Source organism: Microcoleus sp., assembly GCF_049646505.1.
Taxonomy (GTDB): domain Bacteria; phylum Cyanobacteriota; class Cyanobacteriia; order Cyanobacteriales; family Microcoleaceae; genus Microcoleus.
Window position 1 is genome coordinate 1 of record NZ_JBARVX010000546.1, and the last position, 12,757, is coordinate 12,757.

Annotated in this window: 4 protein-coding genes; 3 read left to right on the forward strand and 1 reads right to left on the reverse strand. The window is 45.2% G+C overall.

The annotated features are described in order from the left end of the window. Positions 1–199: 199 nt before the first annotated feature. Positions 200–5,383, forward strand: coding sequence for a hypothetical protein (locus WBA89_RS25815; protein WP_424410460.1), 5,184 nt, complete (start codon positions 200–202; stop codon positions 5,381–5,383). Between the two features lie 217 nt (positions 5,384–5,600). Then, positions 5,601–7,868, forward strand: coding sequence for an FdhF/YdeP family oxidoreductase (locus WBA89_RS25820; protein WP_424410461.1), 2,268 nt, complete (start codon positions 5,601–5,603; stop codon positions 7,866–7,868). 250 nt (positions 7,869–8,118) lie between these two features. Here the strand turns inward: WBA89_RS25820 and WBA89_RS25825 are convergent, their stop codons facing one another. Continuing rightward, positions 8,119–9,285 (reverse strand): glycosyltransferase, encoded by a 1,167-nt coding sequence (locus WBA89_RS25825; RefSeq protein WP_424410463.1) that lies wholly within the window; start codon positions 9,283–9,285, stop codon positions 8,119–8,121. 814 nt (positions 9,286–10,099) lie between these two features. Here WBA89_RS25825 and WBA89_RS25830 point away from each other — a divergent pair. Next, entirely contained in the window at positions 10,100–12,622 is a 2,523-nt protein-coding gene (locus WBA89_RS25830; protein ID WP_424410465.1) for a protein kinase domain-containing protein, read from the forward strand. Positions 12,623–12,757: the final 135 nt, after the last annotated feature.

Genomic DNA, 12,757 nt, shown 5'->3' on the forward strand with positions numbered 1-12,757 from the left:
GGAAGAGCCTCCATTTTCGCAGGAGGCTCTTCAAAAGTGACATCGATTCCTAGGCTCTTAGCCTCTTAACCAGTTATTGAAAATGATGCGAGGATTGCTATATTCATTCTTAAAAACCCGACAATCCGTAAGGTGCTAAAATCCGTTCCCGAACTTTCTTCTTTCTACAGCATCTATTCCATCATAATTTTCAAAGACTATGATTAACTCGCACTGCAGCCAAGACACCGCAGCACAGCAAAACAAAAGTTCGCTGCAAACTCTCTCTCGCACTCTCTCGATGTCTGAGGGACAATTTTCGCTGATTTTAGTGCGGTGCAATTACAGTGCGATGCGAGAGGAAACTGTGCGCCAATTGCGGGAGCAGTCTGGTATCGAGATTCGAGAAATTGTCCTCCCGACATCTGTTAAAACTCTTTACACGACGATAGAAACCGAACTTGACGGCAGCAGGCCGCCAGCTTTAATGGTGTTTGGATTGGAGTCGGTAAGTGCGATCGATCGCCTGCTGACTTCTACCAACTACGTCAGGGAAGAATTTCGCAATAACTTTCCCTTCCCCATAGTGCTGTGGGTGACAGACAAAATACTCAAAAAAATGATTCGGTTAGTAACAGATATCGAGACTTGGACGACAACAGTAGAATTTGTGCAGGGCCCAGACGAATTGGTAGATTTTCTGGCCAAAAGTGCCGATCGCATTTTTTCCAGCATTTTAGAAACCGGCAATTGGCGCTTAAGTAATTGTGCCATTCTCGGAGCCAATTCTTTGACAGAACTAGAGTCAGCCAGCCAAGACTTGCAAACTTGCAACATCAGATTAGAACCAGCCATCGAAGCGAATTTGCAATTTATTCGCGGCAGAGAAGAATATGCTAGTCACCGCATTGATGCAGCCATTAAATTGTATCAGAAAAGTCTCGATTTTTGGAAATATCAAGTAGCATTTTTGGGGACGCAAACAGAATTCAGCGACTTATTATTTACCGTTCACCCCGCACCGGTATTAGAAGGGATTCTGCTATTCCACATCGGTCTTTGCTACCGCTTCCAAGCAGAAAAGCACCGCAGCGACAACCGTCCTTACTGGACAGAAGCTAAAAATTATTTTCAGGAATGTATTGATGTTTTAGAACGCGCCGGACAGTCGGATGCCGCGGCTGTATTCATCAATCAATTAGGCGAAGTATTGCAGCATTTAGAAGATTGGGATGCACTCTGGAATTTAGCTATCAAAGCTCGGAGGTTACATCAAAACATGAAAAATTCAGAAGTTAATTTAGCTCAAAATTATGGCTTTTTGGCTAAGGTAGCCTTAGAGCAAAAAAACTGGCAAGGGGCGAAAGAATGGGCTTTAATCGCTCTAGAGATTCTAAACTCCAAATTAAAAGCGGCGGGACATGGAATGCCCGTAAAATCGCAGCATCAAGGCTTGTATCTGTTAATTTTAGCAGAGGCCCAGAGCCACTTGGGCGAAATAGAAGAGGCGATCGCCCATTTAGAGTTTGCTCGCTCGGAAACCCAACCTTGCTACAACCCGCAACTGTATTTGCGGGTTTTAGAAATGCTGCGAGTAGTTTATTTTCAGCGGGGAGAATATCTCAAAGCATTTCAAATCAAGCAAGACTATCGAGGAGTAGAACATACCTATCGGTTTCGAGCTTTTATTGGAGCCGGAAAATTGCAGCCGCACAGAGAAGCGATAGATCCCGCCGAAACAGTTACCGCCACTGCTACTATTGCTGACGAAATAACTGCTTCCGGTAGAGAACAAGACCTCAACCGATTGATATATAGAATGAACAATACGCCCGACAAACTGACAGTAATTTACGGTCAGTCTGGAGTCGGCAAAAGTTCAATTATCACAGGGGGATTAGTCCCCGCTCTCAGACAAAAAAAGATAGAAATGCGGACTGTTTTGCCGATCGTGCTGCAGGTTTACAACAACTGGCCGCAGGAATTGACCAGACAGTTATCTGCTGCGAAAGCTGAAATATTCAATCTCGAAAGTTCTGAAGCAGTACCGAGTTCCGCAGAGGTTGATTTGACCCCAGCAGCAGGCGCAGTCAGTACAAATCTTGTTTCAGATGCGGAAAATCTGGAGCGAATCGAGCATTTACAGCCTGTAGAATTAATTGTCAAAAAACAGGCGATCGAATACGAAAAAATTATCAAAGAACTGCAAAAAAATTCCGAACATCTAGTGACAGTTCTGATATTTGACCAATTTGAAGAATTCTTTTTCGTGTGGAAAGAGCCAACAGAAAGGCAGATATTTTTTGATTTTTTGCGGGAATGCTTGAAAATTAAGTATTTAAAAGTTGTCCTGTCTTTGCGGGAAGATTACCTGCACTATTTGCTGGAATTTTCTCGACCTAAAAACCAGACACAATTTATCAATAATGATATTTTGGCGGACGTTCTCAGCAAAGATATTCTATTTTATTTGGGAAATTTTTCCCTAGCAGATGCGCGATCGGTAATTCACACTTTAACTGATCGATCGCACTTTTACTTAGAACCGGAACTGATCGAAGAATTAGTCAAAGATTTAGCTGGAGAGTTGGGAGAAGTCCGCCCGATCGAACTACAACTTGTCGGCGCTCAACTGCAACAAGAAAACATTAGAACTTTAAGCCAATATCAGGAACTAGGTAACAATCCCAAACAAAAATTAGTCGAAAACTTTCTCGAAGAAGTAATCAAAGATTGCGGGCCCGAAAATGAAGGAGCGGCGCGCCGAGTTTTGTATTTCCTTACAGACGAAAATGAGATTCGCCCCCTAAAAACTCGCGCCGAATTAGCCTCAGATTTAGCGACATTTGCCGAATCTGATAAGTTAGATTTAGTTTTAGAACTGTTAGTAAAATCAGGTTTAGTTTTTCAGTGGATGGAACTGCCGGCAGAGCTTTATCAACTGGTTCACGACTATTTAGTTAGCTTCATCCGCCAGCAGCAGGAATTAGATAGCAAGGCAGAATTTGAGGAACTGCGAAAGCAAAACCAAATTAACCGAGACGAAATTGACCAAATTCGCAAAGATAGAGAGCGAGATGCTTTGCTGTCGGAAGCTAGAGATAAACAGCGCCAAGCCCGAGACAAACAGCACGAAGCGGAAGCTCAACTTTACAAAATTCGGAGATGGCAATTGCGGGCGGCGGTGTTGGGAGTGCTGGTACTCGGAGGAGTTTCGGCGATGGCATTCTATCAAGCAAAATTAGCAGAAAGCGCGCGACAAGAAGCGGAAACAAGTCGGACAGATGCCTTGAATTCGGCATCGGAAGCTTTGGTGGTTTCTAACGATCAAAATCAATTAGCAGTGTTGAAAAATAGTGTCAAAATCGGTCGCGGTTCTCACAACAGTACAGCGCTACCTGTGGATACTCAAAATCAAATTACTGAGAGGCTCAGACAAGCTGTTTCGGGAGTGCAAGAACGCAATCGTTTCGAGCAGCACAGTAAGTCGGTTTTGGACGTAACTGTCAGTCCAGATGGCAATTCCGTGGCTTCGGCAAGTGCTGATAAAACTGTTAAATTGTGGAGCAAAGAAGGTAAGTTATTAAAGACTTTTAAGCACGGCGATATTGTGACGAGTGTGAGTTTTAGCCCGGATGGGAAAACGATCGCGACTGGTGGTGCCGATCGCACAATTAAAATTTGGCAAGCAGATAATGACAAAAGTGCAATAAGCACTTTATCCGGCCACCGCGATATCGTCACCAGCGTTAGCTTCAGCCCCGACGGCAAAACCCTAGCTTCTGCGAGTCACGACAACACCGTAAAAATCTGGAATCTGGGAAACAAAAAATTGCTGCAAACCTTAACCGGACACAAAGATTGGGTGCTCGGCGTTAGTTTCAGCCCCGACAATCAAACAATTGCCTCAGCAAGTGCTGACAAAACTATCAAACTTTGGAACCGACAAGGTAAAACCCAGAAAATTCAAATTAATCCCAAAACATTAACCAAACATTCTGACATTGTATACAGCATTAAATTCAGTCCAAACAGTCAACAACTCGTCTCAGCCAGTGCCGACACCACAGCCAAAGTTTGGAACCGAAAGGGTGAGGAAATCACAACTCTCAAAGGACACAACGATGAAGTTCTTAGTGCGAATTTCAGTAGCGACAGCGAAAAAATTGTCACCGGCAGCGCCGACGATACGGTAAAAGTTTGGAGTCGCAGCGGCACATTGCTCAGCACTTTTCGAGGAAACAAAGATGATGTAAGGGCCGTAAGTTTCAGTCGTGACGGCACGATTGCCTCCGCAAGTAAGGACAAAATGGTAAAAATTTGGCAACCGGACAGAACTCCGTTGAATCAGATTTTATTGGGACACGAAGACTGGGTTTACAAAGTCAGTTTTAGTGGAGATGGCAAAACAATTGCTTCTGCTAGCGGAGACAAGACAGTGAGACTTTGGCGCACTGATGGCAGTTTATTAAAAATCTTAAAAGGTCATCAGGATTCTGTAATTTGGACGAGCTTTTCACCGGACAATAAAACTGTTGCTTCTGCCAGCAATGACAAAACGGTGAAAGTGTGGAGTTTAGACGGGAAACTGTTAGATACTTTGAAGCATAACGGCGTTGTTAGAAGCGTGAGTTTTAGTCCAGATGGCAAGATAATTGCCGCCAGCGGTGCCGATCGCAAATTGTACCTCTGGCGCTGGAACGGTTCTAAAGCAACTTTGCTGACAAAACTCGATCATACCAATCCAGTAATTAGCGTTAGTTTCAGTCCCGACGGCAAAACTATTGCTACTGCTACGGCTGCTGACAACAAGGAAAGCGGGAATAACAATGCTGGTGAAATTGCCGCAGAAAAAAAAGTTTACCTCTGGCAATTTAACGGTTCGTCGGCGAAGCGCTTGACAACTCTCGATCACGAGGACACGGTTATAAATGTGACTTTTAGTCCCGACGGTAAGACGATTGCTGCTGCTTGTGCTGACAAAAAAGTTTATTTGTGGGCGTTTGATGGAAGGGCGGCAAATTTAACTGAAAAACTAGACCACAGCGATACTGTGGAAAGTGTTAGTTTCAGTCCAGACGGCAAGTTGATTGCGGCGGCGAGTGCGGGAAATACTGTTAAGCTGTGGAATTTTAACGGTAGGAAGGCGCTGCTATCTAAAACTTTGGAATCTGGCGATCGGGTGTTGAGCGTTACTTTTAGTTCTGACAGCAAAACTCTGGCTTTTGCTAATAGGGATAGGACTATAGTTCTATGGCCTTTGGAGAATTTGGAACTGAATAAGATTATTGCTCGCAGTTGCGAATGGCTGGGAGATTATTTGCAGAATGACCAAAATGTCACTGAGGGCGATCGAATGCTTTGTCTGGGGTTTGGGAAGCAAGTATTAAATAAAAAGAAGTAAACACTCAAGGATTCTCCTTCTCGATCTCGATTTTATGCGGATGAAGAATGACTTGCTTTGCGATGCTGCAAACCTAGATTTAAATAGAGATTGAAACATCTATCTGTTGACAGGTTTTTTAAGCTGTAAAATTGCGGTAAAATTTTAGTCATAAATTTAACTTCTTTGGCGGTTCGCCCGCCGCATCAACCCGCAATTAAAATCAAAGGTAAACCGCATGGACACCAACTCCCAAAATATCCAACCCGTTCCGCCCTTCAACGAGAAAAATGAGGAAACACCAGACATCGGTGGCGGTTTACCCGTAATTGAATATTGGGCAGAACATACTTTGTCCCCGGAAGGCCCGAAACTTTGGAAAACTTTGCTTCACAATAGTGCTTGTTTGTCCTGTTCTTGGGGTACTGGCGGGCAGAAAGGAGGCTTTACCAATGAAGAGGGCGAAAAACTTCAGCGCTGCATGAAAAGCGTTGAAGCAATCTCCGCTGAAATTAAACCTGCTGTTAAGACGAGCTATTTTGAACAGCACAATATTGCAGAACTCCAGCAATTAACTTCAATGGAATGCGACAGGCTGGGAAGGTTGAGTTTCCCGATGATTTTGCGGGCTGGTTCGTCTCATTACGATCGCATTTCTTGGGAAGAAGTTTATCAAATTGCCGGGGCTGCGTTTCGCAAAACCCCCGAACGAGTGGCATCTTACAGTTCCGGTCGCTCTTCCAACGAGGCGGCTTTTTTGCTGCAATTGATGATGCGGGCGATGGGTTCAAATAACTTAGCAGATTGTTCGGATCTCTGCCACGCTCCCTCAACCACCGGGTTAAGCGAAATGTTTGCTACCCGCACCTCAATAGTGAGTCTAGAAAACTTGAAGCAAGCAGATTGCGTCGTGCTCGCGGGCGCGAATTCTGCTTACAACCATCCCCGCTTCATGAACGAGTTGATTAAAATCCGCGACAAAGGCGGTAAAATAATTATCATCAACCCCGTGATGGAAATCGGGTTAGTCAAATTTGGTTCTCCAGCATTTCCCGTCAAGTCGCTCATCCCCGGTTCCGATATTTCCTCGCTCTACTTGCAACCAATTCCCGGCAGCGACACGGCCTTATTTGTCGGCATTCAAAAAGCTGTGATCGAACAAGGATTGCTGGATGAAAAATATTTGCAAGCTCACACCGAAGGCTGGGAAGCAGTAGTGCAGCACGCCCGCGAAACCGACTGGGAAACTATTACTACAACTTGCGGAGTTTCGCAAGCAGAAATTGAGGAAGCCGCCAAAATTATCGGCAATTCAAAGCGGGTAGTATTCGGTTGGGCGATGGGAATTACCCAACAAAAAAACGGCGTAGATAATGTTTTTAGCATTGCTAATACTGCCTTGATGACGGGAAATGTCGGCACAACAGGGGCGGGATTGATGCCGGTGAGGGGACACTCAAACGTCCAAGGATTCGGCTCTATGGGCGTGACTGTGAATCTTAAAAAAGAAATCCAAGCCGCTCTAGAAAAGTTGTTAGATCGTCCCCTCAGTCGCGTTAAGGGCTACGATACTCGATCGCTCATTGAAGCAGCAGATGCAGAAAAAGTCGATACGCTACTCTGTCTGGGCGGTAATTTGTACGGGGCAAATCCCGATTCAACTCAAGCAAAACGCGCTTTAGGTAAGATTGAAACTATTATCTACCTCGCAACCAAACCGAACTTAGGGCATTTTAACGGATTGGCAAAGCACAATACAATTGTGCTTCCGGTGCTGAATCGCTTTGAAAACCCCCACAAAACAACGGTAGAATCTGGTAATAACTTTGTGCGTTTCAATGATGAAGGCGAAACTCACCTTAAAGATTCTGACTTAATTCCAGAAGTGCATTTTTTGACAGAATTAGCGAGCAGAATTCACGGCAGTTATCCGGTAGACTGGCGCCAACTGCAAGATACGCGGTACGTTCGACAATTGATTGCTAAAACAATTCCCGGCTACGAAAAAATGGCAACAATTGATGATACAAAAGAGGAATTTACCATCAGCGGGCGGATTTTTATGGAACCTAAATTTCCCACTGATTCCGGCAAAGCCAAGATGTTTGTCGCGCCTTTACCAGCGCTAAAATTACCGGAAATTAAAGATTTTGGTGTATCGGAATCGGTGCGCGGTTTAGTGGTGGCGTTGATGACGGGGCGCAGTTATTCTCAGCACAATACTGTGGTTTACAAAATTGATGACAAGTACCGGGGAATGCCGCACCGCAACTGCATTTTAATGAATCGCGAGGATGCAGAAAGCGCGGGTTTGCAAGAACATCAGCGGGTTACGGTGCAGGGAAATGCGGGAAAAATGGAAAATGTTGAGGTGATTTACGGGGCGGTTCGTGGGGGTGCTGCTTTGATGTTTTATCCTGAAGTTAATGTGATTTTTCACCCAGAGATTGAAAAGCGATCGGGCACGCCTGCTTACAAGCGAGTACCTGCTTTGGTATACGCATAAATTTGGGATTAGTAGTAAATGTAGGGTGCGTCAGCTATGATTATTTTCGGAACAAACAATCTCCGACTGATATATATTCTCTCCCTCTGTGTACTCTGTGTTCTCTGTGGTAAAATCATTCCGATGCAAGCGGAAACGATATGACGCACGCCCGGAATTAATGGTGCGTCATAATTAGAGTTTTCCGGCACGATCGCAAATCTCAAATTTGACGCACCCTACTAATTTTTTTCAGCCCACAAATCGGGGATTAATTGTTGATTTGCAAAGCTCTCCCGCGCCAAGTCCATCCCCAACCGGTTTCTGTTTTGATGGCGGAACCGATCGCAATTGCGGCAATTAACGTACCTCCCAAACCTCCCAACCACCAGTATTTCGTCGAACACTCGGAAATTTCGGCACCCAAGCGGCGCAAAGTGTAATGATGCCAAATTACGATTGCTGACAAACAAATAGTTAACAAGGTAATTGGTAATTGGTAATTGGTAATTGGTAATTGGTAATTGGTAATTAGGTTGGCAATTTCGCCGTTAACCAGCAAAATACCTAATGCCAACCAGGGCATCGGATAAAGAAAAAACATTATTGCGGCCATGTAAACCATCATGCCCAAATTGCGGTTAGCGCCGAGATACAAATTCTTTGTCCAGCCTTCCCACAAGGCGCTCCAAGAGCGATACATCCGCACGGATGCCAAATTTGCCCCGGAATAAAGTCCGAGCTTTAAATTCGCACGTTTGATGCGTCTGGCTAATTCCACATCTTCGACAATTTCGCCGGCAACTGCTTCGTGTCCGCCGATTGTTTCGTAGGCCGATCGCCTAAATAGCATAAATGGGCCGCCTGCAAAAGCACTGTCTGTTTTTGCAGGATCGTTAACAGCGGTAAAATCGAAGCAAACTGCTAAATGATTGAACATTAACGGCTGCACCAACCACTCTGCAAAACACTCGCAAACCAGCGCCGGCATACAGGTAAACAAGTCTATTTTCTCTGTTTCTGCTGTGGTAATTGCGGTTTCGATCGCCCCCGGTTTGAGCCGCACGTCGGCATCGATAAATAATAGGAAGTCTCCGGTTGCTTCGCGCACGGCTTGGGCGCAGGCCCAGTTTTTGCCGGCCCAGTATTGGTTGGTAGGTCGCGGCTGACCTGCTAATATTTTAAGGCGGGGGTCGTTGAGCTGCTGTTGTAGGGTTTGGGCGATCGACTTAGTGTCGTCTGTCGATCGATCGTCTGCAATCAAAACCTCTAGATTGTCCTCCGTCAGCGCTGTACTCTCCAAAATGGCGATCGCGCAATCCCGAATATTCTCAGCTTCGTTGTATGCTGGTACGATTACCGAAACTTTCGGGAAGAGCCCGGTAGAGGGCTGTAACTGCTGAGCCGAACTGCTGTCAGTGCGAGGCGCATTTTGCACCGACCGGCGCAAATTCTTAGTGTAAGCTCTACTTACAATCAGAGAAAAAATTAACAGGGTTAACAATATCAAAGCGAACTGACCTCAAAATTTCGGTGCACAGTTTGTCTCCTTAAATATTAAAAAATATTAAAACAAAAAGCTAGTCGATCGCCCGGAAAGTTATTTTGGCGATCTCTTTTGCTATAATTTGTGAGCATCTTTCGGCTCGCCCGCAGCAAGGGGTCTTACCCCTCACCCGGTCAGCGACCTAAAAGCCGAGGATAGATATCAGTCAAGAGAGGATATGGCAATGGGCGAATTTCTGACAGTCGATGTGTTTGCGGACACGATAGCGGTACTCGGTGCTTTGGGTTTTTTCTTTTTAGGATATCAAGCTTTGCAGATGTTAAAAAGATAAACTATAGCCTTTCTGTGCTCTCATATAAGGTACTATCGGGGATCGGGCATAGGGCATAGGGCATAGGCCAAACCGGGCATAGGGCATACCTCACTTTTTTGAGAACCGCTATATTAGTCAATTTACCATTCGGCGAGCAGTTGCGGTGGAATACAGTTAAATGCTGGTCGGGTGGGCATCTGGCTCGCCAAAACTCTGCAATTTAAATGTAAAATAACTGACGGGTCAAAAAACCGAATTCCCTGACGCTATGAGTTTGGAAAGCCAACAATTTTAGACTTTTGTTCGAGTTTCCAGATGAATCTGTGAAGTAAATCTCAAATCTCAAATCGACGGACTTACTTACAACTCAAAACTACCGACTGTGAAACTGTTTCTTGCGAAAATCAACCAAAAAAAGGCTGCGTTATAATCATGGTGAGCCAACTTTTAGATGGACGCTATCAAATCATTGAAGTCATAGAAACAGGAGAATTTGGACAAACCTATCTAGCCAAAGATATTCGTCGTCCCGGTGAACCGCAGTGCTTTGTCAAACACCTGCGTCCGGGTACCAGCGAACCGAAATTAATTAATACTACGCGCCGTCTTTTCCAAAAAGAAGCAGAAGTTCTAGAAAAGCTCGGTCAACACGATCAAATTCCTCAGCTATTTGCTTATTTTGAAGAAAATGAAGAATTTTTCTTAGTTGAATCTTTTATTGCCGGTCACTCGCTATCCACCGAGATTGTACCGGGGAAGCCTTTAGCAGAAGAAAAGCTAATTCCTTTGCTGAAAGAACTGTTAGAAATTTTAGTGTTTGTACACGGACAGGGAGTAATTCACCGAGATATTAAACCGGCTAATTTAATCCGCCGCTATTCTGACAATAAGTTAGTTTTGATCGACTTTGGGTCGGTGAAAGAAATTCACATCGCTCAAAGACAAGCGCCGATAACTGTGCGGATTGGGACGCTGGAATATATGCCGATCGAGCAATTTCAATACAACCCGCAACTTAACAGCGATATCTACGCCTTGGGAATGATTGGCATCCAAGCAATGACGGGTTTGCCGGCTTACGATTTGCCGAAACTGCGGGATTTGAAAAATTCTAATAAAGGCGAAATTGTTTGGCGGCATTTAGCGGCGTGCTCGCAAGCGCTGGCGGATGTTTTGGACAATATGGTGCGCTACGATTATCGGGAGAGGTACCAGTCGGCGGCGGAAGCTTTAGCCGATTTGAGGAAAATTGGCGATCGATCGCGCGCGCGGATTCCCAAGCTGACAATATATCGCGAAGAAGTCGATCGGCGCAGCAGCAGCCGCGGTGACATTACAGTCGTCGGGCGGAGAATATTAGAAGAATTGCGCGTCAGTTTGGAATTGCTACCAGACGAAGCAGAGGCGATCGAAGATGAGGTGTTGAACCCTTACCGCAAATACAGGCAAAAAGGCGAACGCTACGAACAATCGCTGCATGAAGCAATGCAGCAAGAATATCCCTTTTCTCTGGAAACTCGCGACGAGTTAAAGCGCTTGCAGCAAGTGTTAGGGCTTACCGACGAAGATGCCGCCAGAATTGAAGAATTAGTCGTTCCTAAATCTTTATTCGCTAAATTGTACAAGGCGATCGCCACAGTGTTGGAGGGACACCGCAACCCCAACCCGACAACAGAATTGCAGCCAACTCTGGCGGTATCCCCGGAGGCGAATTTGAACGGAAAAACCGATTTGTCGTTAGCGCAGCCCGCCCCTACGGGGGCTACGCCAACGGAGAGGATCGCCACTCCCCCAGCAATTGTCCCCAAACAACCTCGCAAATTCAATCCTTATCTCGCCGGAGCAAGCATTGCAGCACTCTTAGCTGCGATCGGCGGAATTTACGGATATCTCAAGTGGCAAGAATGGCAGCAAGGATTGCAACAAGAAGCCCAACAGCTCAATCAAATTGAATCTCTTTATAAAGCCAGCAATTATGAAGGCTGCATCAGCCAAATCCCAACAATTGCCAACACCAACAGCACCTATACCTCCGCTAAAAACTTACAAGAAAAGTGCCAAGCAGGCCTGCGCTGGAAAAACGCCAAAGTCAAAAACTTCGCTCAGCACGCAGATGCCGTCGGGGCAGTTGCTTTCAGTCCAGACGGCTTAATGTTAGCCAGCGGTTCTAAAGACAAAACCATCCAAATTTGGGATTTAGCTACAGGCAAATCGATCCGCACTTTCCCCGGAGATTCATCCACCATTTGGTCAGTTGCTTTCGACTCAAACGGTACGAAACTTGCCAGCGGCACAGGTTTTTGGAGAGTCATGCTGTGGGATTTGAAAACAGGGCAAGGGACGCGCCTTCTCGACCACACAGCTTCTGTTTGGTCCGTCGCTTTCAGCCCCGACGACAAGCTGATTGCGAGCGGCAGCGGAGACAAAACCACGAAAATTTCGGATGCAGCAACTGGCAGTTTGATATATAATTTGCCAGACCATACAGATTTTGTTTATTCTGTTGCTTTCACTCCCGACGGCAAAAGCTTGGTTAGCGCTTCTAAGGACAAAAAAATTACAATTGTTGATGTAGCAACGGGCAGCTTGATCAAAACTCTTGAGGGACACGGCGACCAAGTGAGGTCGGTTGCTGTCAGCCCGGACGGCAAGACAATTGTTAGCGGTTCCTACGATGAAACTATTAAAATCTGGAATATCGAAACAGGAGATTTAATGCGATCGATCAAGGGACATTCTGACGATGTTGTCTCGGTTGCTATCAGCCCGGACGGGAATTTTATTGCCAGCGGGAGCAAGGATAAAACTATTAAAATTTGGGACTTTGCTACCGGAGAATTGCTGAATACTTTGACCGGACATACCGATGAGGTTTATGTGGTGACTTTTAGTCCCGACGGCAAAACTATTGCTAGCGGTTCTAAAGACAATACTATTAAGTTGTGGCTCAGGTAATCTGAAGGAAGAAGTCATTAGTCATTAGTTATTGGTTATTGGTTATTAGTTATTGGTTATTGGTTATTGGTTATTGGTTATTGGTTATTGGTTATTGGTTATTGGTTATTGGTTATTGGTTATTGGTTATTGGTT

Coding starts and splice junctions, on each gene's coding strand:
- WBA89_RS25830 (WP_424410465.1), top strand. CDS start 10,100: ATGGTGAGCCAACTTTTAGATGGACGCTATCAAATCATTGAAGTCATA.
- WBA89_RS25820 (WP_424410461.1), top strand. CDS start 5,601: ATGGACACCAACTCCCAAAATATCCAACCCGTTCCGCCCTTCAACGAG.
- WBA89_RS25815 (WP_424410460.1), top strand. CDS start 200: ATGATTAACTCGCACTGCAGCCAAGACACCGCAGCACAGCAAAACAAA.